Here is a 25,136-nt window from a genome sequence, read left to right on the forward strand (position 1 = left end):
GAATTCCAAAATGGGCGATGGAAGAGAATAAAACTCAGGAGGTAATGGCGTTGTAGCTGAGGGCCCAATCCGACCCGACGTACCAGCACTCTGCACTATCGGCCGCCTGCTTCCAAACGAGACTTTTTATGCCCTCCCATCCGCCCCTTTTGAGGCTCTGATACAAATTTCTGATTTCTTCTTCGCCGGGCGCCAGTGTCAGCCCTTCCGCAAAAACGAACGATACGGGGTAGGAGGATGCCGCCGCATAGCCTTCCTCCAGGCGCGTCGCCATTATTGTGACGCCGTTCAACGATCTGCCGTGCGACCGGGTCGTGCTGGGGACGCCGAGAGGAAAGATGAGGCGTCCGCCGGGCTTCAGATTTTCGATCCAAGGGTCGGCCGGGCGCGGGATCGCAAAATTCACATATACGATGTCGACTTCGTCTTTCGGCCAGTCGCAGCCGTTGCCATGGACGACGTCAACGTTACGGCGGCCGGAAAGATTTTCACGAGTTCTCGCGGCGCAATCGGCATCATATTCGACTGCGATGACGTGACCTTCGGGGCCGACAATCTCCGAAATGATGGCGGAGTAATATCCCGTGCCGGCGCCGATGTGAGCGACGCGATCGCCGGGACCCGCTGAAACTTCGTCGAGCCATCGGGCGTGAAGGGAAGGGCTGCCATTGTTGACGCCGCGCTCCTCGTCCAAGGCGATGACGACGTCCTGATAGACGAGAGCGGGATCGCCGTTATTGGCGTAGTTCTGGAGCGACCACGGCGTCAAAATATGCCACCGGCCGCGCCCGAGAAATTTTTCGCGAGGTACGTTGGCGAACGCGTCTTCGAGCCGTTGATTGTTCCATACGTCGGCGAGCGCCAGCATCTGGCGCGCGAAAACACGACGCAACTCGGCGAGTTCCATTGCAAGCTCCTGGCGAGGACCATTGCCAGTTCTCAGCCCACATGGGGCCACACAAAGACGGTGCTCGCCCGATGCCGGGCCTTGCGCGCGTATCCGTCTAAGCTGCCTATCTTAGTCTGATAAAGGCCCGGTCGGTACGGCCATTGGCGTCGATCACCGTGAGCTTGGCGAAGCCGGCGCCCGTGGGCTGCCATGCCGCTTCGCGCGTGTGCGCGTCCGATTGGATCGGCTTGCCGTCGACGAGCCAGGTGAGCGGCAGCGCGCCTCCGTCCGCCTTGAGCACAAGCGGTTCGCCGTCGAGATCGGTTTCGGCGATTTCGGACTGATCCGGCGGGAAAGAGATCAGCACGGGCGGTTGGAGGTATTTGCCGCCGGCCGGGTCGTCGCCCGGGTCGCGCCAGCGTTTGAGGGGCGCGGGCAGATCGGCGTTCGTTCCCCGAATGACATTGGCCGGTGCGCCCTGCAGGGGGACCCGGGAGCCGGGCACCCGCTCGAAGGCGTCGAAGAGGATCGGTGCGGCGGCGCTTCGGCCCATCAAACCCGGAATGCTCGAATTGTCCGGACGGCCGACCCACACGGCGATCACGTAGCGACCATCGTAGCCGATGGCCCAGGCGTCGCGATAGCCGTAGGACGTTCCGGTCTTGTAGGCGAAGCGGCCACCCTTGGCGTTGAGCGGGGGTGGGGCGTCTTTCAGAATGTCCGTCACATACCAGGCGGCCAGCGGCGACATCAAACGGTGGGCGTTGACGAGCGGCTTGACGTGCGTCGCCCCCCAGATCTTGCCGCGCTGATCGTAGCGATGCGTCAGCGTGATGCCATCGCCGCCGCGCGCGAGGCCGGCATAAAGAGCCGTCAATTCTTCAAGCGTCAGGCCTGTGCCGCCGAGGGCCATTGCGAGCGTCGGCTCGGACTTATCGGGAAAGCGTGCCGTCACTCCGGCACGGCGGAAGCGGCCGGCGAGCTTGCCAGGTCCGACGCGAGCAAGCACGCGCACTGCCGGTACGTTCAACGATTGCTCGAGCGCTTCGCGTATCGAGACGGTGCCGTGATAGCCTTCGTCGAAGTTCTTCGGTGAGTAGTTTCCGAAGCGGACGGGGCGATCTTCGATGAGCGTTTGCGGATGCGCGAGGCCCGCTTCGAAGGCGAGGCCGTAAATGAAGGGCTTCAGCGTCGAGCCCGGAGAGCGCACCGCCGTCGCCATATCGACGGCGCCGTGGCGCGTCCTGTCCATGTAATCGGCTGAGCCGACCTCGGCGAGGATTTCGCCCGTCTGGTGATCGGCGACGATGATGGCCGTAGAGACATTATCGCCGATCGTCCGCGCGTGTTCCACCGCGAGGCGTTCGAGGTTGCTCTGAAGATTGCGTTCGAGCGTCAGCTTGATGACGTTCTCAGTGGGATGCGCGGCGACCTCGGTCTCGGAAAGATGCGGCGCGAGCATCGGGAAGGCGAAACGAATGGACGGAATGCGTTCGGCTTTTGCCCTTTCTGCTTCCGCGACCGTGATGACATTCGCCGCGACCGCGCGTGTCAGTACGCGATCGCGGGCGCGGCGTGCGGCTTCCGGATTCCGGTCGAGACGGCGCATTTCCGGGGACTGCGGAAGGGCAACGAGCAGCGCGCACTCTCCGAGTGACAGGCGTCGCGGTTCCTTGCCGAAATAGGCGAGCGATGCGGCTCTGACGCCTTCGAGGTTGCCGCCGAACGGCGCCAGGCGAAGGTAGAGTTTCAAGATCTCGGTTTTCGATAGCGCGCGTTCGAGTTCGATGGCGCGCGCCATCTGGCGGAGCTTGCCGCCTGCGGTGCGCTCGTGCTTGCCGTCGAGGAGGCGTGCGACCTGCATCGTCAGCGTCGAGCCGCCCGAGACGAGACGGCCGTGGCGCATCATCTGGAGGACGGCGCGGGTGACGGCTTTCGGGTCCACGCCGTGGTGGGTGTAGAAGCGCTTGTCCTCAAACGCGAACAGCATCTTCAAGTAATGCTGATCGACATCTTTGGGATCGACCGGCAGCCGCCATTTTCCTTCCGTGGTGGTGAAGGCGCGCAGAAGGCGATCGTCGCGATCGATGACCGTTACGGATACGGCTTTTGCCTGTTCGAGCGGAAGCGGGCCGGCGTCGGCGAAAGCCTTCACGTAAAGGCCGTAGGCGCCCCCGGTGGCGATCATAAGCGTCAACGCGGCCGCAATTGCGAAGCGACGGATCGTGGATCGCTGAGATTCCCCTTCCCCAACGCGGGGAGGGGTTAGGGGTGGGGGGATCGTTCTCGTGTTGCTCCCGACCGTCGACCCCTCCCTGTCAAGGGGAGGGGAGAAGACGCGGAGGCGAAGAAAACCTGAGAGTTGCCGGAGCAGAGCGGATGATGTTGGGGGCACAACCTGCTCATCACCCCCGCTCCGGCCCTCCCCCTTTTGGGGGGAGGATTGGAACAACGTGGACTTGATGCGTTTCGCAAAGAGCCCCAGCCTCACGTCGGATTACTCCTTTGCCGAGACGGTGAGCTGACCCGCGGCCGAGCGCGCGTAACGCTCGGGGCGATACATGTCTTCGACGGTCGCCGCGGGGTGGACGAAGGTCCCGGGGTTCACGGCGCGGACGATGTAGGCGAGCGTTGCCGTCACGGCTTGCGGCTTTTTCTGCGCCGTGCCGTCAGGCAGCACGACCGATCCGTCGTCCCGCGTTTCGACCGAGTTCTGGTCAACGCCCTCGACCGAGCTGCCATTGTCGCCGTTCGAAGTATCGGACGATGTGCGCACGTTGGCAAAGTTGAATGCGGCTACGAAGCGATCGTCGCGGAACTCGGTATGCTCCGGGTCGGCCGTCGATTTCAGCCACGAGAGGCCAGCAATCGCGCCGCTGTCGACGAGATGCGGATTCTCGATCTCGAAACCGGCAGGCAGGCGGTCGACGACCATGACGCGGCCAGCCGGCTCGTCGGACGTGACCTTGACGGTGATGACGAAGCGATCGTTCTGCTTCACCTCGGTCTTGCCGCCGTTGAGGCTTGCGAGATCGACTTTCTTGCCGTCAAGCGCGTAGGCTTGACGTTCGATCTTGAAGCCCTTGGAGGCAGGCGGTTCCGGCGTCAGCGCGGCACCGATGACGGAGATCACGGCATCGACGGCGGTGTCGCCGTTGTTGGTGATCGTCAGAGTGCCGTCTTTCAGCTCGGCCGGTTTCAGGCCTTTCAGCAGCGGGCCGTTGACCGGCTTGCCATCGATCGACAGCGTCGTCGCTTTTACCTCGTCGTTCACGGCCTTCGCTGCGAGAAGCATCCATGCCTGTTCTTGCGTCGAGGTATAGCTGCGGGTCTCGTAGGCCTTGGCGATGACGGTCGCGAGTTTTGGCTGTGCGTCGCGGGCGATGCCGGTTTCGGCGGCGAGCGTCACGAGTGCGGCGCCGTCGCGGAGCGTCGAGCCGTAGTCGCTGCGGTAACCGGAATCCGGCTTATCCGGCATGGCCGCGAGAGCGGCTGCGAACACCCGCTCGGCGCGTTCCTTGTCGCCCATCATCGCCAGCGCGGCACCGACTTGCGCTTTTGCCAGCGGCGTGGAGAAGCGTTCGATGCGTTCGTCGGCGTAGTAGCGGAGGTCGCCGACTGGCGCGCGGCCGTTTCGAGCGAGGACGTAGAGCGCGTAGGCGCGATCTTCGCCGCCCTTCTCGAAGTCGGACGCGTAGGCGATGAAGTTCTGCAGTTTATCGAGGGCGCGATTGAAGCCCTCGCGCGGGACGTCGTATTTGGCTTCCTTAGCGCGCGTCAGGAAGTCCGTCACGTAGGCGGTCAGCCAGAGGTCGGTCGATGACGGACCCCACACGCCGAATGCCCCGGTCGAGTCCTGCATGTCGAAGACGCGGGCGATTGCGCCTTGCACACGTTCCTTTAGGGCTTTGTCCTCGGCAAGGCCGATTTGCGCTGCGAGCGCATTGGCGACGACGAGCGGCATCGCGCGCGACACCGTCTGCTCGGCGCAGCCGTAGGGATAGCGGTCGAGCTGAGCCAGAAGCGTCGGCACGTCGAGACGAGCGGCCGGGCCGACGGAGAGGTTGATGCGGGTCCGCGACGGGATCAGATCCTGCGCAAGGTCGCGCGTGACCTGCAACTTGCCGCCGGGTTTCAGCGATGAGATCGTCGTGCGTTTGATGTCGCGGGCTGGCGGTAGGACCTCGAACGTCATCTCGCGCTTGACGCGAATGTCGTTCGGGCCGGTAACGACAGCCTTGAGTGTCAGCGAACCGATATCGGCGGGTTTGAAGGCAATGCGCTGAAGCGTGCGTTCGCCGCCTTTCAGGTCCGCCGATTTGTCGGCAATCTCGGTGAGCGTTTCGTTGGTGTCGTCGCCATCCTTTTTGAAAAGCGCGAGCTTGTAGGCCGCAGCGGGTCCATCGACGTTGTGGATGCTGAAGCCGAGGTTCATCTCGTCTCCGAGCGTCATGAAGCGCGGCACGGCGACAGTCAGCGCCACCGCGTCCCGCACGATCAGATCGCCGGACCCGTGGCCGACCTTGTCCTTGCTCCAGGCGACGGCCATCACGCGGACGGTGCCGTTGAAGTCGGGAAGCTCGAAGTCGACGCTTGCGGTGCCGTCTTCCTTGACGCGAACGAGGCCGGAGAAGAGCGACACGACCGTTTCGACCGTCGGGTTGCCCTGGAGGGCTGCTCCGCCGTCGCCGCCAGAGCGCAGCTTGCCGCGATCGGCCCGCATGCCGTCGATCAGCTTGCCGTAGAAGTCGCGGATTTCGAACGACAGCTTCTGCTGCTCGGAGAAATATTTCTCCGGCGCCGGCGTTTCGTAACGCGTGAGGTTGAGGATGCCGAGATCGACGGCCGCCACGACGACGCGCGCGTCTTCACCAGGCGACAGACCTTCGACCTTTAGCGGCACCGTGAACGTGCTTCCGGATTTTACTTTTTCGGGAAGCGTCACGGCAACTTTCAGATGCTTGCCGCTCTGGTCGATCGGCAGCCAGCGGACGCCGATGGCGCGGCTCGGCATGCGCTTCTGGCTCTCATCCATCGGGCGATAGAGGATTGCCGTTGCGTAGGCGCCGGGGCCCCACTCGCCGGAGATTGGGATTTCAACCTCACCGCCGCCCTTGGCGATGTCGACTTCCTTCATCAGGTGGAGGCCGGTGCCGAGCACCGAGACCAGCGCCTTGCCACCGAGCTTTGAAGCGATGCGCAGCTTCGCGGTCTCGCCGGATTTGTAGCTGTTCTTATCAAGCGCGACGTCGAGCTGTTCGGGGCTATCGACGTTTTCGCCTGCCGTGTACCAGCCGGCGTTGAAGAGCACACTCGAAGCCGGGCCGTCCGCATCGTTGGAGGCGACGTCGAGGCGATAGCGTCCCCACTGGATGGGTTGCGAAATTTTCGCGGCGCCATCGGCGGTGACGGCGAGAGCGCCGCTGCCGATCTTACGCTTCACGGTGACGGCTTCGTATGTCCACGATCCGTCGCGGCGATACCACTGCCAGTTCGTGTCGAGGCGCGTCAGCGTCCAAGTGAGATTGCTGTTGGCTTCAGGTTTGCCGTCGGCGCCCAGAAGCACGACGTTGAAATCGGCGTTCTGGTCCTCGGCGGCGGTGAAGTTTTCGAACAGCGGCTTAATGCCGATGCGTTCGAGTTTCAGATCGACCGGCAACGTGATGTTGCGCTCGATGGTGCGGCCGCCGTCTTCGCGGAGCTTGACGGTGATCGCGGCTTCAAGCGGCTTCGGCGTCTTCGGCATTTGCGGCAGGACGATCGGGATGGCGGCTTTGCCGTCCTTGTCCATCGCAAGGCTCGCCTCGAGCGGCTGGCGCGCGGGGTTCACGAGTTCATCGGCCTGTCCGAAGACGTAACCGGCGAAGCCAGGCACGTCTTTGTTCGAGGCTTTGACGACGACTTCGCCTTCGATGCCGAGGCCGGCGGCCGGCGGTCCGTAGAGGTAGCGGCCATCGGCATTGATCGTTTGATTTTCGTCGGGCGTCAGAGCCGAAATGTTCGCCGAGAGCGTCATGTCGAGGCGTTCGGGCACGAAGTCTTCGACGAGAAAGCTCTTCTCCGCGATCGCTTCGGCCTTGGGGTCTGTGTAGAGCCGAAGACGCCAGGTTCCGGTCATTGCGGCTTTTGCGAGCGGCACGGCGAGCGCGCGGCCGCCAAGGCCCTGATCATTCATCACGAGACGCGTCTGCTCGACGCCGTCGGGCCGGAAGAGCATCAGCGTCGTCGGCACGGCGGACGATTTGCCGAACTGGTCGCGAACGAGCGCGGTGACGTTGACTTCCTCGCCGCCGCGGTAGACGCCGCGTTCGGTGTAGACGTACGCATCGACGGGGCCAGACGGGTCGCGGCCTTGGACGCCGCGGTCAGACAGATCGAAGGCGTTGAGCGTCAGGTCGAGGAAGGCGTATTCCCCCTCGCCCTTCTGCGCGACGATGATCGCGGGCGCGGTTCCGCCCTCGCCTTTCGTTATCGCCGCGTCGAACTTTGCATAGCCGCGATCATCGGTCGTCGCGGTTGCGAGCACTTCGTTGTTGCGGGCGATGAGCTTGACCGACGTTCCAGCGACCACGGTTGCTTCCGTCAGCGAGCGAACGAGCGCGTGGACGCCGTCATTGCCGGTGAACGCGGTGAGGCCGAGATCAGAGACGATGAACCACTGCGTCGCGCGTTCGTAGCTTTCTTCCTTCTGCTTTTCGGTCGGCTTCGCCACCATGACGTAGACGCCGGGCTCGAGCTTCCCTGTCGCGTCGGTGACGGGGACGGCGGTCGACACCTCCTCGTTGAGCTTCGACGTTATGTCCATCTGGCCCTGGTAGACCTTGATGCCGGACCGATCGCGGATGTTGTCGACGTCGTAGCTCGAAAGCTGACGCTGCATGTCGCCGGATTGAAGCGTCGTCGCCAAGCTGCGGTCGCCGATACGGTAGACTTCGACGTCGATCTTGTTCGTGTTGATCGTGGTGACGGGGATGCCCTGCTGTCCGCGTGACGGCAGCACGTAGGCCTTGCCGCTGAAGCGGACGAACGCGGAGCGATCCGGCACGTAGACTGCAATGTTCGCGGTTTTCAGCAACGTTTCGCCAATGTCGGAGGGGAGGCCCGCGCGGATTTGCACTTCATAGCGCTCTCCGTGCTTCAGACCTTCGAGGCAAAGCTGCTTGCCTTCCTGGACGAGGTTCTGCGGATCCTTGCCGCCGACGGAGATGAATTTGGCAACGTCCGTCTGCGTGCGCGAAAGATCTTCCGAGAACTGGAGGCACAGACGCGGTGGCGTTGCCTCGTTGTCGGTTTTGTAGTCCGTCATGCGGAAACCGTACTCGCCACGGAGGCGGTCATACATTTCGCGCGTCGTCTGATCGTCGGCGAGCGTGAGGCTGAGGCTCAGCGCGTCGATTGCCGGGCGCCAGTATGAGCGGGTTTCAAGCGTTCGGCCGAGTACATAAAGAGCGTGCGCCTTTTGCGCGTCGTCGGTCGCGCGCTGATAGCCGCGGTAGGCGGCGCCCGAAGCGTAGATCGGCAGGTCGTAACGTTCGCCGCCCTTGTCGGGATCGGGCTTGATCGCGAGCAAGGCTTCGGCGAGGCGAGTCCAGGCGGCTGAATCTTTTTCATCGATGGCGACTGCGTTGGCGAGGCTTCTCGACGCCGCCCTCGGGTCGGTTGCGAAAACTTTTTCCGCTTCGGACTTCAGCGCGGCCGGTGATTTACCGTCCGGCTTCCAATTGGCCTTGAGATAGGTTTCGTAGCGTTTCGCATCCGCCGCAATTCCTGCGTGCAGGAAGGGTTTCTCGGTGGCGCTGGCGTTTGAGAGCGTGGCCAGCATGAGAGCGAAAAACACAGCAAGGCGCGCGATGACGTGCATGGGGTGGCATCCTGTTTGAGTGCCTGGCGATCGTAGCTTCGTTCGGCACACGATTGGCGCCCGGAACTTAGCCCGGGCGGAGTATCGCTAATCGGCGAGTGTTTCAAAAGCCCAACAGGGGCCAAGGGCCGAAGCGCGGCGGCAAATTCGGAAATGCCGCCCCTTGCGCGTTCTTGCGGCCTTTTTCTCCGCATGCACGTGCGAAGCCTATCACGGCGCGAAAAGGCGGGGATAAGTTGTTTGGCGGGGAAGTCGAGACCGCCCGGGATGGCGGATGTTGGGACGTGTCACGCAGCAAAAAATGCAATGTCATCCTCGGGCTTGTCCCGAGGATCCATTAAGCAGCAACTTGTGCTGACCGATGGATCCTCGGCCTGAAGCCGATGATGACAAAGCGTGTTCTTGGATTCGGGACGTCTGCGCTAGTGGCGCGGGTTGCGAGTCAGCCCGTTCTGATCAGCAGATTGCCCGGCGATGATCTCCGGCGCGACGCTTGACGCCAGAGGCTTCAACGGGCGGCCGCGCACCCACAATTTTTCGAAGGACGCGCTGGCGAATACGCCGGTGGCGGCATCGTCGGCGTGATAGATTTCGAAGGCATCGCGTTTCGTCGGATCGCGGCGAAGGCAATCGCCGATCCAGACGCGGCTCTCACGAACGACGAGCTGTTCGTGCGCGGGGCCGAAACTGTGGTCGGCGAGAACGCGGAATTCGGCGTGCGGAATATCCAGCACCGATGTCGCCGCCGGTTCTTCGGCGTTCGTATCGCAGATCAGGATCCGGATGCGGGTGTCGTCGATCCGGCCTTCCGACCACGCGGCGCAAAGCGCGCGTGCGACCGGGCTGTCGGGATTGCGAACAAAAACAGTCAAGCACTTATGGTCTGCCGGGCCTTCTTCGCGGGGTGCCAGACCATCCCCAATGAAGTCCTTGAGGCGTGCTTCCTTATCCGTTCGAGCTACCATCATGAGCCCCGAAGGTGAAGCGATGCGCATTTATGATTTCCTATCTTGAGCCGACAAAATTCGGAAGTTCGAACTGCCCCCCGCTGGGCATTCGGCGGCCCCATTAAGCCAAGAAGAATGTTAAACAAGCGTTGCCGGTCGGTTCGATTTAAGGCGAACGGCGTTATCCTTTTTTCTTTCCAAGTGTTTTTCATTCTGCAGCCGGTGGTGCGATTCGGCGGATAAGTGCTCTATCGCCTTCAGAAAGCTGAATTTCTTCGGCAGGGCCGGAGAGTTTTTCCTCATCCAGATGAGCGAGGTAATTGGCCCCGGCCGGATCGATATTTTCGCTGTCGACCTCGATCCAACGGCCGTCAATTCGGCGCATTGCGGCTTCGAGCGACGCCGGCATAACCGCCTCGCTTACCGGCATAGAAAATGTCGCGGTTTCGCGTTGCAACGTCACGTTGGCGCGGGGTTCGGCAGGCGTAAGAGCCTCTGCCGGTTTTTCGCTGTGCGGCTGATGTGGACGGGGGATCGTGACCACGGTCGCGGGGCGAAAATCGGGTAGCGGCGGCGGTGCGATCGGTGCCGTCTGAATGGTGTTGCTGTTGGCGGCTTTGACGGTGACGTCCGCCTCGGGATCGGGCTTCGGCGGCGCACGGCGGACGCGGGGCGCTTGCGGCGCTGACGGCAGGGCCGGCTCGGGCCGATAGGCTTCCGCATAGGGGCCGAAGCGCGCGGCGTGCTCGGGATCAATTGCGAGGTTTGGCGCGAGGTTCGGTCGGGCGGGGCGAATGTGGTGCTCGAAATTCGTCGCGGCAATCGGCTCGTCGCGATCTTCGTCACGCGAAGCGGACGGTGTCGGGCGTGGCGAAGCGGCTGCTCTTTCCGGCGGCGGCGTTTCCGTTATGGATGCCGGTGAAATTGAAGCTGGCTCGGCGGAGCGGCCAATCGTGCCGTCGCTTCTCGCGGCCCGGCGCGCGGCGCCCATGACCGCGCCCAGGATGATGTCGGACCATGCGCCGTTCGTGAACTTGTAGACGCGGAACGATTCCGAGCCTGCGAATTTCGACCCCTGTCGCTTCAGGCGTTTCTGGATGCTGCTCGTTATGGGCAGCATCGTGCGCTTGAAGATTTTTTCTTTTTCGAAGCTCGCGAACAAATTGGCGAGCAGCTGCGCTTCGACGCGCAGGTTTTCGCGTTCGGTCGGATTCATGCGCGGCGGCGCATCGAGGGGAACGGCGACGTAGTAGTCGCCATTCATGTCGAAGACGACATGCCGGAACAGTTCGAAGTTTTCGCGGATCTGCTTGTCGCGATGAATGTCGTTGAAGCGCGAGAGGATCTCGATGACCGGGCCGCGCTCGGCGGCCTGCATTTTCGGAACTAGGCCGTCGAGGCGGCCGCCCGGGCGCTGCCCCATCGAGACGAGGAACAGGCAGATGTCGACGAAGAGGGCGACGGCGAGCGGGACGTAGTCGCGCTTCGAAAGGCCGGCGACCTGATCGTCGACGAGGGATCGCGATGCACGCACACTGGCGTCGCCGGAATTCTCGACCGACTGAACGGCTTTCTTCTGCAATTCGCGTAGTTCGTCGGCGGACGGTGGCATCTTGAACGACAGCAGGCCGTAGAACGTCGTGGTCAGGCGGCGGAAGGCTTCGATCGTCGCCTCCGGGCCTTCGACTGCCGCGATTTCGGGCTTCTGCAACTCGGGCAGCTGATCGATGGCCTTCACGACGCCACGCAAGGCCATCTGCAACTGCGGGTCGGGGCAGGAGACCGCACCGTTCTTGCCTTCGCCAAAGGTCGTGCGTTCGGCGCGGTCGGCCAAGTCGGAACGGATCTGGCGAAGCTGCGGATCGGTCCGGAAGGCGTTGAAGCCCGTCGCGGTCAGGTCGAGCTTGCGGCCGAGCGCGCGCATGAATTCGTTACGCGTGCCTGTCTTCGGATCGAAGGTCGATGCGTCCGCGGTGACGATTTTCGCGAGATCGCCGTTGAGGGCACCCATGTCGGTTTTGACGGCGCCGATGCGCCCTTTGACGAAGTCGGAAGCGAACGAAAAGCGTTGCGCATCGTCTTCGCGCATTTTGCGGCGCGGGCCGTCGCCCGGCTTCGAATTCGGGCACGACGTTCCCTTCGTACGCTCGAGCTCGGCTTTTTCGGTCGAGACCTGGGTCAGTTGCACCAGGGTGGCCTGCAGCTGCTCGAGGCGGGTTTCCGCGCCATGCAGGGAATTCTGAACCTGCGATACGGCGCTTTCGGCCGAGCGGGAGGCTTCGCCGCGGCTTTCGAGAACCTTCCAATAGAAGCCGAACCCGAACCCGATCGATATCAGCGAGAGGAATACGTAGCCCGCTGCATAGAAAGCCCTTGTGGTGAAGGGCAGCGGCCGGAAGAGCTGGTCGAGAAGCCAGATGATCATCGTCATCAACATCGCGACCGAGAAGCCGACGATGACTCGATGGACGAGCGGCAGATCGCCCATGTTGGCTTCGATCAGCTCGAGCATGCCGACGTAGGTTGCGACCCACGACAGCGCGCCGAGGCCGACGATCAGGATCGCGCGTTTCCAATCACGCGGCGGCTTTTCCGGCGTGCCATCGTCGCGCGTATCGGCGTAGAGGCGCATCGAGCCCGTCCCGCGCCCGAATTCAGGACCATCCAGGTTCATCACCGCCAACCCATCCCAAGTGAGAGGCGCAGACTCCACGCGCAGTCAGCGTTTTTAATGTCGCAACTGCGGCTCACCGATGTTCGAGTGCTGGCGGATTTTCAGCGCGAGGATGAACGGGTCGTTCAGCGTTCGTTGGCCGTCAGAGTGCGGAGCTGTTCGTCCGAGGGCGAGCCACCGCGCGCGATCGATCCTTCAGAAGCGACTGTTCGTGGAGCAGTGCGAAGACTTGCAACGGGGGCCGATGCGGGCCGGCGGGGCGGCAGCAAATTCCGGCGCGGGTTGGATTTGGCGTGGTCGGCAAGGTCGCGGAGGAGGACATCGAGAAGGGGTGCTGCAATTTGAGCAGAATGCAGATCACGCGCCCACGGTTTCGAGGCCGTGCCGGTGCCGACGAGAACGACGTAGGAATACGCGGCGCCGTTCGCGAACTGCAATCCACCGGAGGCCCAGGCATCGACGGTGGCATTCGGATCGAGCGAGACGGACGTTCCCGTCTTGGCGAAATGGAGCCGCAGGTCGCCGCGTCGGCGCGCGCACCATTGGCTCAGGCTTTTCAGCGTGCCGTACGATTGGCCGCCGGTCTGATAACAGAGCGGCGCTTCGAGTAGAGACCGGATCAGCCATACTGCGCCCGGCCGGATGAGCGACTTCGGAATGACGGCGGGGCGAGCTTCCGCGGCAATACCGGCGCCACCTTCGCCTTTTTGCGTGTAGTCATATGTTGCAATCAATGTCGGCGGCCGGACCGGCTTCGTGCCGCGTCCGATCAGCGACGCCAAGATCACGCTCGACATGAACTGCACGCGCTGCGGCGCTCCGGCGATTTGTCCGAGAACGACGGCGGTCGAAGGCGGCGTTCCGCCAAGCTCGGCAGTGGGCGGCATCGTGAAGCCGAAGCCGTCGATCAGCCGCTTGATCGGCACTTGTCCGAGTTGCGCGCCGCGTGTGATCAGCGGCGCATTGAGGGAACACGCAAAAGCAACGACGGCTTTGCGGTTGCCGTTGCTTCCGCCCTTCGCGCACGTATCGAGGCCCTGGGCCGGTGCTTGCGGATCGGGGTACAGGCTTTCCGCCGTGTCACGTCCCTGATTGGCGAGCGCCACCGCCAGAAGCATCTTGCCTGTCGATGCCACCTGACGGCTTTCGAGCGTGGAATCGTAAAGGCCGTTGTCAGCGCGGCGCGCGGGCAGCGAGCCGAAGTAGGCGGCCGTCTCTCCGGCTTCGTAGTAGCGCACGATGTTGCCGTCGGCATCGGCCGCGACCACGATGACGTTTGGCAGCGCTTTGTCGGCCGTCACCTTTTTGGGATCGAGCGTATAGGTGGGGTCGATGCGCGACGTCCATTTCGTGTCGAGCGCTGTGAGGGCGCCGTCGATCTTCTCGCGGAAGCTCAAGTTTTCGCCGATGTCGAACGTCGTCGTCACGCCGCGAACGTAATCGCGCCAGCCGAAGCCGTAGCTCTGTTTCATTTCCTCGCGGATGCCAAAGCGGGCAGCGGGAAGAAGCAGATTGGCGCGGATCGTGGGGTTGGCCTCGGCGCGTTTCACTTGATCGGGTGCAAACCGTTCGAGAGCCGCTTCGAGCTTCGGCTTCACCTTTGGATCGGGCGGACCGCCGGCGAGCTCCATCAGCTCGAAGACGACCTTTTTCTGTTCGGCTTCATCGGTGATCAGCTTCTCGGCGCAGGTACGCGCGCGGACTTCCGTAATGTACCGCCAGCGGTCGAGGCGGACGGCATTGAGCCGGTCGTTGCCTTCGAGCAGGATGATCGGCTTGTTGACGGCGGACGCGAGCACGAATTGCTCGGCCGTCGTGAGATCCTTGGCTTCCTTGCCGAAGACGACCTGGCTCGTCACCTCGACGCCGTGGAGCGGTTGGCCGCCGGTGCGCTGCGCAAGCCAGATGTGGTTCGCCGCCCACTGCTTCAGAAGCGTGTCGTCGCCTCCACGGGTCAACTCGCGATAGATGACAGGTGCAAGCCACCATTCGCCGAGCTTGCGCCGGAGTTTCGTGATGCCGCCCTCGCCGGGACTTGGCGGCGTTTTGTAGATTACGCGCGCGAACTGCATCGGCAACGTCGAGCCGCCGACGCCGAGGCTTGGGCGGTGCGCCGCGATCGATCGCGTGATCGTCGTCAACGGGATTTTCAGAACGCCGATGAGATCGATGCCGAACGGATTGAGTGGGCCGCCAAGGTAGCGGTCTTCCTGATAGGAGAGGCAGCGCCAATACTGCTCCGGCACCTCACGCACGGGGATCGATTTGTGGTCGGGGTTCGCCACGTAATCGCCAAGCGCGATGGCGCTGTCGGTGTAGTTCACATCGCGCAGGCTATCGAGGCGTGGATCGAACGTGCCGACGAAGCTGCCCTTGGGATCGTAGATGGCCGTCGCCAGCCATCGCTCGGCGTCGTAGCCAAGCCTGTCGTGCATCGTTAGATCGCCAACGTAGCCGCGGATCGGTGCAGCGACGTAAACGAGGAGGATTGCAAAGAGAACGTAGAGGAATGCTGCCGTGAAAACGTGCCGGAGCGGACCGAGCTTCGGATTGAACGCGACCGTCATCATCAGCCAGCGCAAAATTGCGCGCGGCACCCAGAGACAGAACTCAGCGAAAGCGGTCAGATGCCGCAGTAAACGTAACATCGCTGTCGCAAAGCCGCGCTAATGCCATCGCCAGAGGGCGGCGGCTGAGCATTAGACGCTAGTCGAGCTTTGAGGCATCAAGTCAGCGAAGGCTTGTCGGCTTCCGCTCCGAGTTACGGCAAATATACGGCGCGCGCAGGCGGCGGTGCCGCCAACGCGAAAGCAGCTTGGATCTCTCAGCGAAAAGCAGGAAGTCCGGAAGCCTAGAAATTGTTCATCAGTATAAAAAGGCCTACGCCGACTGCAGGACCAATGAGCGCTGCAACGACCACCATGACGAAAGGTTTCGCCACCATAACACTTTACCCCGCACTGAACTCTTGAGTTCACTCCACTGTTACTCGCGGCCCTAAAAGATGATGTTTCGACCGGTTTGCCCCCTCGGTCTGGACACCTCATTCCGCTAAATGGAGCCGCCCCCAATCAGCGCAGCCGGTCAAAACCCCTCAAGCCCGGCGTGCTTGAAGAATACAGCGTTGCAAAAAAACTTGACAGGGGTTGCAAGGCGTTTGACCGCCCCATCGTAGAAACGGGATCACACAAAAAGCATTGTGGCAACTGCCGAAAGAACGACTTTCGGCCTGGGCTGAAAAATTATAAAAAGCTTATATATTTCATATACTTGGGCGTTCAGAATAATTCATGAGCTGCGTCCGGTGCCGCAACTGCTGGCACCGCATCATCACGGATTATGTCGTGGTTTGAAACGCGAATTGAACATTACCGGAGATCGAAAAGGCGAAGCTGCCTCTCGTCTGTGCCTCTCGTTTCAGCAGCCAATTGCTCGATCCGGTCGAAGGGGACCTGCTCGGCAGCGATCAATGAACGCTGCGCCTTCATCGGCCTTACGAGACCTTCCTGCACGAGATGGAACTCGCCGACCGTTTGGCCCGGAAGCGCGACCGTCGGGTCGAGGCCGGACTCGGACTGGAAAGCGGCTCTGAGCTTTCGCAGTGCCGTATCTTCGCGGACGCGGCCGATGAACCAGCTCGTGATCTGATCGCGGCTCTTGTAATCGAGGTCGCCCGGCGACTGGGTCGCGAGCATCATGCCGAGGCCGGCCGAACGGGCGCGTTTCAGCAAGCTCTGCAGCGGCTCGGCGGTCGCGGGTTTCGAGTTCGCAGGAATATAGAGGTCGGCTTCGTCGAACATGACGACGGCCTGCAGTTCGTCGTTCGGGTTGCGCTGACAGAAGCGGAGCGCCTCCGACAGGAACTGCGAGACCCAGAACAATATGTTCTCGTTGTCGCCGAGGAAGCCCGTGTAAATGACCGACAGGCGCGTGCGGTTCGGCCTTTGATACTTGCCGAGACCGAGCAGGCTGTCCATGCGGAGGCTTTCGCCGCCACCTTCGAAGAGCGCGGCGTTGCGCAGGCGGAGCGAGTCGAGCTGCGCGACAAGATCACGGCGAAGCTTACCTGACGGGTCCATGCGCTGCGTCTGATCGGTAAGCTCGGGGTGCTCGTCCTCGAGAAGATGGATCAGGTCGGCGAGCGTCACTTCGTTCGTCGAGAGCGAGCCCAGGATGCGCAACGCGACGGCGAGAACGCCGGATTGCTTCTGGTGCGTCGCCGAGTTCTTCAGGTGAAGCATATCGCCGAGCGCGGCGGCCGACAGATTGGCGAGCAGCTGCTGCTCGTGGTCGGGCAGTTCGTTGATGCCGTTCGGCAGCAGCGTGATGGAGATCGGACGGCCCGAAGCGCGGCCCGGCGTATAGACGGCGACGTCGATGGCGTCGGCGAGCTTTTCGCGTTCTGAACGGCGATCGGCCGACTCGTTCTCGTCCGAGCGCCAGACGTCGGGGTTCGCATAGCTCGCGAGATCGCCCTTACGGTCGATCAGGACGGCCGGAACACCGCGCAAGAGCAGCTGCTCGATGAGCGACAACGCGAGGGTGGTTTTACCGGAGCCCGAGCCGCCGAGGAACGCCGCGTGGCGCTTCAGCACGCTTTTGTTCAACGTAACGGCGCGGCCGCGGTTGCCCTTTTCGCCGCCCGCCAGAATGCTGGCGCCGTAACTGCCGTCCTCGTCAAGAATGACGGACATCGGCAGGTCGTCGTCATTTGCCGGGATGCCGTTGTCGCCTTCAGCCGTTTCGCCGACAGGTGTCGCGTTGGCGGAGACGGCGTCGAAACCGTCGAGCGTAGACTGCGGATCGTCCATGCTCTTGGCGACGAGGCGCGGAACCGGACGCCCGAGCAGATCGAGGCGCAAGAGGTGAATGACCGAGATGAGGCTCGACAGCGGCTTCGTGCCTTCGAGCCATTGCGTCATGCCCGCGTCGTTGCGGTGATGGGCTGTAAACTCGCGAACGGTCATCATGCGTTCCCACTCGGGGATCGGCACGAGGAGCTGGCGGCCGCCGCCGTCGCGGAACTTGCGGAATGCCTGCGCGGTCTGGTTCTTCTTGTTCGGCGGGAAGTCGCTGGCGCGGAGCATGAAGCAGGGCTTGCCCTGCATCGCGGTCAACACCTTGTCGAGCTGGCGTTTCAGTCCGCCGCCCTGAGTCGGGCGATTGCAGAGGAACACGCGAACGTCGTTGGCGAAGCCGGTGCGATGGCGAACAGTCAGATCGAACGCCGGGAGGTCGTCGCCGAGTTCGAGCCGCTTTACGGTCACTTCGATTGAACGGCCCCATTCGTCCCGCGCGAGCAGAAGCGCGGCAGACAGGACGTCGACCAGTTCCTGATCGTCGGCCGGCATTTCGGCTTCGCTTTCGTTGGCGAAGCGTTCCCACATCTCGCGGAACTGCACGGCTGAAAGCGAAGACGGCGCGTCGTCGTCGGGATTGCCGAAGCCGACCGCCTGGCCAAGCGCCTGAGCGAGCGTCGAGATGAATGATGGTCTCTCGGGCTCAGGATCGCGCTCATCGCCTTCGGTCGACGTCGCCTCGCGAAGGCGCGACTGAGCATGCTCCAAGAGGCGGCGCGTTGAGAGGCCGCCGAATTCTTCGAAGAACTGGGGTCCGAAAAATTGCGAGGCGTCAGGGAAGCTCAGGCCGCCGCCGTTGATTTCCGAATGATGGGCTAACCGCTTCGAGATGATGAGGCGCGCTTCTTCCGGCGTGCGGCTTTCGCGCAAGAGAACGGGGCCCGATTTCTCGATGCGGTCGATATAGGACTGAGCGACGAGGCTGCGCACCTGACCATAGAAGTCTTCGAGGCACGAGATGATGATGATCGCGTTAGTCAGCCGGTTGGCGATCTGAATGAGATCGCGGACGGCGCGCTGGAAGCGGTCCTCGGCATTGTCGAAGAAGCGCAGGTCTTCGACCTGATCGATGCAGAAGACCAGCGCGGCGCGATCGACGGTCCAGATGAGCGCGCCGAGTGCGGCGATGATTTCGAAAGCGCGATCTTCACCGTCGTTTGGATCGAGCGCACTGACAGCCTCGTGCGCGATCGCCGTCAGCTGGCGGCCGTTGAGATACTGCCTGACACGCTGATCGATGCGCGGATCGCGGCGCTGCAGGTAAAGGAGCGCGCGCACGATGTTGATGTCGAGCTCGCGCGTCTGGAACTTGTCGCAGGCGACGATCTGATCGGCGAGCCGGAGAATGAAATGTGCGAGCTGCTTGTCGTCGAGCGTCGCGTCGCGAAGCATCTCGAGATCTTGCGATGAGATGACCTCGGAATCGAGGACCATGCGGTTCGTCAGACGCGACAGCGCGGATTCGCCGAAACGATCCGGGTCGTATGGCTTTTCCAGCGAGTGCACGAGACGGCGCAGATAGAAGTCGGCATAGTTCTGCACGTCCGGCGTCATCTGCGCGTAGCCGAAATAGCTCTGGCCACTGCGATGGCTATCGGTGCGCAAAGCCCGCAGAAGATGGGTTTTTCCGGCGCCCGACTGACCGTGGAACAGAAGGATGCGATCCTGCACGTGATAGCCGCGTCCGGATGTGACGGTCGTGAGGAGATCGTTGAACTTCCGGCGTGCCTTGGCGTGGATTTCCGGCACGTCGACGGGGTCGGCGCGCCAGAGATCATCTTCCCAGGTAATGGAATGCTCGAACGCTTCGCTCAGCCGGTCAGGCGCGAGCGAAGGAGCAAACGTCGGCTTGAGGGAAGCGCCTTCAACACCCATTGCGTACCGGAATGCCTTCAATCTTGAACGCGCACAAAGTGCCAGACAGTGTTCTTATAGAGGATCTTCGAGTCCTCGAGCGATTTGAGGTCGCGGCCGTCTTTGAGATCAGCGGTCGCGAGTTCGATCTGGCCTGAACGATGGGCTTCCGCGAGCATTCCCTTGAATGCAATCTCGGATAGGCCCCAGTCCGGACGGGTGTTGCGAATCGCCTTCCATACCAAAGAGATAAACGCCTTCCGGTTGCCTGGCCAGCCCTCGGCCACCGGTCGTGCCGCATCGACAACAGCGCGACAGAATTCGGGCATGTCGGGAGGAGACGCAACTCGATAAGGCGCTGGCTGGGTCTCTGCAAGGGGTGTGCGATCGTTTGCAGGCTTCGGGGTGGGCGCACGCGTCGCACGCCGCGGCGGCTCGGCGCGCGGATGGCTCTCGTTTCGGGCCGCCTCGTCCTTGGGCACCATGAGCGCCCGCAGCAGTGCAAGTTCGAGCGCGGCCAGGGACGGCTCGCGGCAACCGGCGATTTCGCATGCAAGCTGGATGATCAGCTTGCCGTCGCTCGCGATTTCGCGCGGCTGCTTGAATAGCTGACCGGCGAGGAGCCTGCCCGGTTTGGCCGGCAGGCCCGCTCCCTTGCCGAGGCCGGTCTTTATTTTATTGCCGAAGGCGCGCTCGAGGGCGACGATTGCGAGTTCGGCCCTCAGATCGGCGGGCGAGTGGACGCGCGCTGTCGACTTTCCGAAGTGATGCTGCAACGCGAGCGCGGCGAGGCCTTCGGCCCGCTGGATCGCTTTTCTGACGGACGGTGTGTCACTCGCTCCGAGTGCGGCGAGAACGAGGGCGGTTTTGACGTCGGCCCAGGTTTCAGGAAAGGCGCGCGCTGGGGACAGTATGACCTCGGCGGCCTTCAGGCCCTTGGCGCTTGCCGTCAGGCGCCCTTTCGCTTCCGTGGTCAGCTGTGACCCGGCGAGCGTGCTCAGCGCCAGCTCGGCGGCCTGGCGAAACTCCGTGCCGGAGATCCGCGGGGCCAGCAACGGCGCGACGTCGCGTTGAAGATCGGCGCGCGTCGCTCCGCCCACGGCGATGCGAAGCAGCAGTAGATCACGGACACCGAGACGGCTCGAAGATCCGGCCGCGGGTGTCCGCTCGGATTTTTCCATGGCTGATTGTTCGATGGCTGCACTCATCGAAAAGTCCCCCCGCGCGAATCAGATGCGCTGTCGCGACAACTTCGATGATTGATCCTTGACTTCCAAGGGCCGCCCGCATTTGACCCACAACGGTTCTATGTCTGCGAAATGCTCGCCGACAGCTGTCGCGTCAGGCTTTCGCCGTGCCTCGGTCAAAATCGCGACACCTTATTGAGGCGATTATCGGTCCGGGGCAGGGATTCGAGTTCGCGAGGGGTCAAGCGTATGTGTGGCTCTGAAAGTTCGCAGTGGCGCGAGGTCACGCGCGATTCGCAACTCGTTAGCGTTAACGGGCAGTTAACGGATTTCCGGCAATGCTGACCACAGCCGCACGTTTCGTGCCGGGAGTAGCCAAAATGTATCGCGTTGCGCTCACCGCCGGGCTCGCCACCGCATTAGCGGGTTGCAGCCTCGGCTCCACATCCCTCTCTTCGGGCTTTACCGATCCCGACACCACCGCGTCGATCGCGTCGTCGCCGTCGCAGTCCGCGTCGTTCGCTCCGACGGTCAAAAGTGTCGGTCTTGGCGGCGAACCTTCGGCACCGCGTGAGGTGAAGGTCGCCTCACTCGACAAGGCGCCCAACGGCACCTTCGAGAAAGCGGCTCCGGGCGTGCTTTCCGATCGCGACTATTCCCGTACCGCTCTCAACGCAGAGATGGCGCGCGATCTCATCAATGCCTATCGCAAGAAGAATGGCCTGAAGCCGTTGAAGCTCAATCCGGAGCTGACGGAAGCCGCCAAGTCTCATTCCCGCGATCTCGCGAAGTGGGACCGCATTTCCCATTACGGTTCGGATGGCTCAAATCCGTGGGACCGCGTGAAGCGCGCCGGCTATCATGCACGCCTCACGGCCGAGAACGTCGGCACGGGCCAAATCAATTTCAACGAAGTGTTGAAGGGTTGGGAAGAGAGCCCCGGCCACAACAAGAACCTTTTGACGCCCGATGCGCAGCACATGGGTATCGCGCTCGTTCAAGATCCTAAGACCGAATTCAAATCCTTCTGGACGTTGGTCATCGGCTCGCCGATGTAAGGGAATTGCGCAGTTCGCCAAGGATGATAGTTGCGAATGGCTCCGACCAAACGGAGCCATTTTTGTTTTCACCTCACTCCACCCCCACCCCTAACCCCTCCACGTCTAAGGGGAGGGGAATCCGCGTGAGACGAGACCCCTCGAAGTCAAAGGGAGAGGAATCCGGAGGGATCAGAACTTCGGCAGGTTGTTCCAGATCGGCATTTTGATACCGAGGCGCCGCCATACGACGAGCGCGTTCAGCGATGCCGCCGTCATCAACGAAAGTGCCGTTGCGGCCGCTGCGCCAATCATGCCGTAAGCCGGAACAAACGCGATGTTGAGTGCGATGTTGAGCAGCGCCGCCGAGAAGAGCACGGTCGCGCAGAGCTTCTGCTCACCCAGCATGTTCAAAAGAAATTCTGCCGGACCCATCGCCGATCGGAACAGGAAGCCGACGACGAGAACGAACATCACCGGGTAACCGGCGCCGAAGTTCGGACCGAAGAGCGAAAGAAGCGGCATTCCCAATGCGAGGATGATCACCGCACCGGCGAGTGACGGCCAGAACGTCCAATTGACCGAATCTCGGACGAACGTTCGCAGGCCGTCCTGGTCTCCACGTGCGTGGAATGCCGCGAACTTGTGAGCGACCGCGCTTCCGACCGCATAGTGGACGAACATGATGAGGGCCATCGTCTTGCCGGCCGCAAAATAGATGCCGACGTCGGCCGGCGCCATGAAGCGTGAGACGACGAGGATGTCGGTATTCTGGAGAAGCAGCTCGGCCGTCAGAATGACCAGGAGCGGCGCGGAGATCGTCAGCCACGACCGAAAATCCGTCTCGCTCTTCGCAGCCGGGATTGTCGCGCGCACGCGCTTGTTTATCGAAAGTGCCTGAAGCAATCCTGCGAGCCACGTCGCGACGATTGCGCCGCCAGCCGCGGTTGCAGCATTCATCGGCAGTCCGGCGCAATTGGCGACGAACATGCTCGCGAGCAGAAGCAGCGGCCTCAGCACGTATGGCGGTACGAGCGCCGTGCTCATCCAGCCGTTGCCGCGTCCGATGCCGTCCTGCACGTCCGTCAAAGCGTAAAGCGGGATGCAGACGAGTGCGAGATAGACGGGGAGAACGAAGTTCGGTTCGATGCGATCGCTAAAGAGCCAGACTCCAAGAACTCCGAGCAGCATGACGATGGTGCCGCCACCGAGCGCCAGCATGCGCACGCCCCAGATCAGGCCGCGGAGATGCGCAAAGTCGCCGGTTTCGCGGTACGAGGGCGCAAGGCGGATCGATGCGTAATTCAATCCCAGGTGGGACATCGCCCCGAGTATCAAGACCCAGGTCCAGACCGCGACGTAAATTCCGTATTGCGCGCCGCCCATCCAGCGGGCGAGCACGATTTGCGTGAGGTAGAGTAGTCCGGCGCTCAGAACGCGGACGGCAAAGGCAAGGATCGCGTCGCGCTGGGTCCGCTCGCGCTCGTCCTTAGAAGCGATGAGGTTGACAGTCTGTTTCGGGAGGCCGGCGATGATGGCTCGCGCGATTGCGAAAGGCGTGCGGGGTTGCTCGACGCACGTTGGCGCGGCTTCCTGATGCGCGACGCCCCCGGCCGGGCAGAGCTTCTCGGCTGTCGCGCTCTTCACGTGCAGTGAATTCCCGTCGTTCAGATGCCTTCGAGGCGATCCCGTTCGCGGCTACGAACGAGTTCAGCGATCCCCGTCCATGCCCAAGCCCGTCCCGCGTCCCCTCGCTGGCCATGATAGAGGGCGAAGAAGTCGGCGATGCCCGCAGCGAATGATCCGTGTTTGCCTTCGAGGACTTCGGCCATGGCGCCGAGATCTTGTGGCGGTGGCGTAAAGTCCAGGTCGGTGTTCTGCGTCGCGCGCAACGGCAAGGCCATCGTAAGGTCCTACTCAAGGCTTAAATCCAGGTTGACGGATTTCGGAAAAGCAAGTTTGACGCCATATTGTGCTCAGTCGCAGGACGCGTCTTCCGACGTGTGGTTAATCAGAGGTAATGTAGCGCCGCGAGGCGCCTCACCTCTCCGCTGCGAACAGCCAGGACGATTGTGAAATGACTTGGATTTTGAGGGCTTCGGCGTTCTTCGCGACGGTCTACCTTCCGGTCGTCGCGGCCGGACACGCAGCCGATCGTGCAGCCAACTATGACGCATTCCGGATCCTGTGTTGTGCCGGAATGGAACTTGCCCAGAACGGGGAGCCGAAAGAGGACACGCCTGACGCAAATCCCGGTACACCGTCCGACGGCGGATCTCACGGGGTGAAGCCACCGGCGCCCGGCGACAACGATAATGGCGAGGATGGGGCTGATTCCGATCAGGGGGAACCGCCCGACACGGCTCAACCGCCAGGCTGCATCTTTCAAAAAGGGCCGCTGGACCTGATCGTCTAGCAGCTGGCGTTAGGTGGCAGGCTTATTCAGGAGAAGCTTGGGCGGCTTGCGGCTGGGCTGCGCCGGCCGATGAATTTGAAGACGCTCCCTCAGTGTCGGGCCCCTTCAATGCCGAGCGCGCGTCGCCAGCGGCTTCGCCGCTCTTTTTCGCGCTTTTGTCTTTTGAAGTTGCGACTTTGCTTTTCGACTTGTGTTTACCGCTCGCCGTGTGTCGCTTGTGGCCGCCGCAGCCCCATGCCGCCACCGTATCCCGCACCGTGGTGATGCCTTTGGCGCTCGGGTCCATCGGCAGCGTATCGATGGTGGTCGTGTTGAACAGCTGCTTCCAGTCGTAATTCTGGAAGCCGTACTCCAACAGGCTCGCGGCGCGGATCGCCCGTTCATTGCCGGACGATTCACCGAGAACGACTGCCATCAAGCGCCGGCCGTCGCGGGTGGCGCTCGCAACGACGTTGTATCCGGAATCGCATGTGAAGCCGGTCTTCAAGCCGTCGGCCCCGGCGAACGTTCTGAGGAGGGCGTTGTGGCTCCCGAGGCGCCGCTTGCCGATGCGCATGTCGGGCATAGCCCAGTAACTTGCATATTGCGGGTATTCGGTGACCACGGCACGGGCGATTTTTGCGACGTCGCGTGCGCTTGTGAGCTGGCCCGGGTCCGGCAGGCCGTTCGTATTGACAAAATTCGTATGCGTCATGCCAAGGCGTCGCGCCGTTGCGTTCATTCGGTCAATGAAGGCGCTTTCGCTTCCGGAAACCGCCTCGGCGAGCATGACCGTAACGTCATTGGCGGATTTGATGATCACCGCTTGCAGGGCTTGCTCGACCGACAGCGTGGCGCCGACATTCAATCCGACCTTGCTGGGTGGCTGCAGCGTCGCGACCAGCGAGCAGGAGATCCTATCGTCGAGATGGATTTTGCCCTCTTTGATCGCTTCGAAGGCGACGTAGGCCGTCATCAGCTTCGTCAGCGAGGCCGGATGCCAGATGTCGTCGACATCCTCGGCATAGAGGATCTTGCCGGTTGCGGGTTCAAACAGCAGCGTCGGGTTTGCCGAAGCCGGCGTGCCTGCCGTCAGCCAAATCAACAATGTTGCAACGATGCAGGCTGCGCGTGACCGCATGTACGTCCTCAGTATTCGCCAAAGCTCGGCTAGCATATTCGTGAAGATGGGCCAACCGAACCCGATTTCGCGCCGACCTTATGATGGGTTGTGTTGCTCCGGCGGCGCTACCTGCGGATAAGCGCCCGATGAGCAGGGTTCAGAAATTTGCGATTTCCCAACCCCAAGTCCCGGTCACCAAGAGAGAATACCGCATTGCTCTCATTGGGTTCCACCGATTGGTGCCCTGCCGAGCAATAGCGACATCGTCCCGCCGGATGCCTGTTGACATGTCCGGTTTAAATCGTGCCCT

The 25,136-nt window shown here is 62.3% G+C and carries 13 protein-coding genes; 2 read left to right on the plus strand and 11 right to left on the minus strand.

Annotated elements, in window-relative coordinates:
- Positions 1 to 34: 34 nt before the first annotated feature.
- The 8 genes from AACL53_RS00230 to AACL53_RS00265 all read right to left on the minus strand — a co-directional run bounded on the left by AACL53_RS00230 (position 35) and on the right by AACL53_RS00265 (position 20,292).
- Positions 35 to 907, minus strand: coding sequence for a protein-L-isoaspartate O-methyltransferase (locus tag AACL53_RS00230; RefSeq protein WP_339081278.1), 873 nt, complete (start codon positions 905 to 907; stop codon positions 35 to 37).
- Positions 908 to 1,013: 106 nt separating this feature from the next.
- Positions 1,014 to 3,077, minus strand: a complete 2,064-nt coding sequence (pbpC, locus tag AACL53_RS00235; protein ID WP_339081280.1) for a penicillin-binding protein 1C — start codon at positions 3,075 to 3,077, stop codon at positions 1,014 to 1,016.
- A 309-nt stretch (positions 3,078 to 3,386) separates the two neighbouring features.
- A complete protein-coding gene (locus AACL53_RS00240) occupies positions 3,387 to 8,750 on the minus strand; it encodes an alpha-2-macroglobulin (protein ID WP_339081282.1) in 5,364 nt (1,787 codons plus the stop codon).
- Between the two features lie 422 nt (positions 8,751 to 9,172).
- Positions 9,173 to 9,745, minus strand: a complete 573-nt coding sequence (locus AACL53_RS00245; protein WP_339081284.1) for a hypothetical protein — start codon at positions 9,743 to 9,745, stop codon at positions 9,173 to 9,175.
- A 160-nt stretch (positions 9,746 to 9,905) separates the two neighbouring features.
- Positions 9,906 to 12,371, minus strand: a complete 2,466-nt coding sequence (locus tag AACL53_RS00250) for a hypothetical protein (protein WP_339086839.1) — start codon at positions 12,369 to 12,371, stop codon at positions 9,906 to 9,908.
- 125 nt (positions 12,372 to 12,496) lie between these two features.
- Positions 12,497 to 15,019 carry a transglycosylase domain-containing protein gene (locus AACL53_RS00255; RefSeq protein ID WP_339081286.1) on the minus strand — a complete coding sequence of 841 codons (2,523 nt, stop codon included), beginning with the start codon at positions 15,017 to 15,019 and terminating at the stop codon, positions 12,497 to 12,499.
- 720 nt (positions 15,020 to 15,739) lie between these two features.
- Positions 15,740 to 19,105, minus strand: coding sequence for an ATP-binding protein (locus AACL53_RS00260; protein ID WP_339081288.1), 3,366 nt, complete (start codon positions 19,103 to 19,105; stop codon positions 15,740 to 15,742).
- Positions 19,106 to 19,122: 17 nt separating this feature from the next.
- Positions 19,123 to 20,292, minus strand: a complete 1,170-nt coding sequence (locus AACL53_RS00265) for a hypothetical protein (RefSeq protein WP_339081290.1) — start codon at positions 20,290 to 20,292, stop codon at positions 19,123 to 19,125.
- 317 nt (positions 20,293 to 20,609) lie between these two features.
- On the opposite strand from AACL53_RS00265, the gene AACL53_RS00270 reads away from it, so the two are divergent.
- Positions 20,610 to 21,329 carry a CAP domain-containing protein gene (locus AACL53_RS00270; protein ID WP_339081292.1) on the plus strand — a complete coding sequence of 240 codons (720 nt, stop codon included), beginning with the start codon at positions 20,610 to 20,612 and terminating at the stop codon, positions 21,327 to 21,329.
- Between the two features lie 171 nt (positions 21,330 to 21,500).
- Here AACL53_RS00270 and AACL53_RS00275 read toward each other — a convergent pair whose 3' ends face one another.
- Positions 21,501 to 22,955 carry a flippase gene (locus AACL53_RS00275; protein ID WP_339081294.1) on the minus strand — a complete coding sequence of 485 codons (1,455 nt, stop codon included), beginning with the start codon at positions 22,953 to 22,955 and terminating at the stop codon, positions 21,501 to 21,503.
- Between the two features lie 20 nt (positions 22,956 to 22,975).
- Positions 22,976 to 23,212 carry a hypothetical protein gene (locus AACL53_RS00280; RefSeq protein ID WP_339081296.1) on the minus strand — a complete coding sequence of 79 codons (237 nt, stop codon included), beginning with the start codon at positions 23,210 to 23,212 and terminating at the stop codon, positions 22,976 to 22,978.
- A 173-nt stretch (positions 23,213 to 23,385) separates the two neighbouring features.
- On the opposite strand from AACL53_RS00280, the gene AACL53_RS00285 reads away from it, so the two are divergent.
- Positions 23,386 to 23,724 carry a hypothetical protein gene (locus AACL53_RS00285; RefSeq protein WP_339081298.1) on the plus strand — a complete coding sequence of 113 codons (339 nt, stop codon included), beginning with the start codon at positions 23,386 to 23,388 and terminating at the stop codon, positions 23,722 to 23,724.
- A 22-nt stretch (positions 23,725 to 23,746) separates the two neighbouring features.
- Here the strand turns inward: AACL53_RS00285 and AACL53_RS00290 are convergent, their stop codons facing one another.
- Positions 23,747 to 24,844 carry a D-alanyl-D-alanine carboxypeptidase family protein gene (locus AACL53_RS00290; RefSeq protein ID WP_339081300.1) on the minus strand — a complete coding sequence of 366 codons (1,098 nt, stop codon included), beginning with the start codon at positions 24,842 to 24,844 and terminating at the stop codon, positions 23,747 to 23,749.
- Positions 24,845 to 25,136: the final 292 nt, after the last annotated feature.

Source organism: Hyphomicrobium sp. ghe19 (assembly GCF_902712875.1).
Classification (GTDB): domain Bacteria; phylum Pseudomonadota; class Alphaproteobacteria; order Rhizobiales; family Hyphomicrobiaceae; genus Hyphomicrobium_B.

Bases quoted from the DNA above. Each gene is read 5' to 3' on its own strand.
- AACL53_RS00230 (WP_339081278.1), bottom strand. From the start codon at position 907: ATGGAACTCGCCGAGTTGCGTCGTGTTTTCGCGCGCCAGATGCTGGCG.
- pbpC (WP_339081280.1), bottom strand. From the start codon at position 3,077: ATGATCGCCACCGGGGGCGCCTACGGCCTTTACGTGAAGGCTTTCGCC.
- AACL53_RS00240 (WP_339081282.1), bottom strand. From the start codon at position 8,750: ATGCACGTCATCGCGCGCCTTGCTGTGTTTTTCGCTCTCATGCTGGCC.
- AACL53_RS00245 (WP_339081284.1), bottom strand. From the start codon at position 9,745: ATGCGCATCGCTTCACCTTCGGGGCTCATGATGGTAGCTCGAACGGAT.
- AACL53_RS00250 (WP_339086839.1), bottom strand. From the start codon at position 12,371: ATGAACCTGGATGGTCCTGAATTCGGGCGCGGGACGGGCTCGATGCGC.
- AACL53_RS00255 (WP_339081286.1), bottom strand. From the start codon at position 15,019: ATGTTACGTTTACTGCGGCATCTGACCGCTTTCGCTGAGTTCTGTCTC.
- AACL53_RS00260 (WP_339081288.1), bottom strand. From the start codon at position 19,105: ATGGGTGTTGAAGGCGCTTCCCTCAAGCCGACGTTTGCTCCTTCGCTC.
- AACL53_RS00265 (WP_339081290.1), bottom strand. From the start codon at position 20,292: ATGAGTGCAGCCATCGAACAATCAGCCATGGAAAAATCCGAGCGGACA.
- AACL53_RS00270 (WP_339081292.1), top strand. From the start codon at position 20,610: ATGCTGACCACAGCCGCACGTTTCGTGCCGGGAGTAGCCAAAATGTAT.
- AACL53_RS00280 (WP_339081296.1), bottom strand. From the start codon at position 23,212: ATGGCCTTGCCGTTGCGCGCGACGCAGAACACCGACCTGGACTTTACG.
- AACL53_RS00285 (WP_339081298.1), top strand. From the start codon at position 23,386: ATGACTTGGATTTTGAGGGCTTCGGCGTTCTTCGCGACGGTCTACCTT.
- AACL53_RS00290 (WP_339081300.1), bottom strand. From the start codon at position 24,844: ATGCGGTCACGCGCAGCCTGCATCGTTGCAACATTGTTGATTTGGCTG.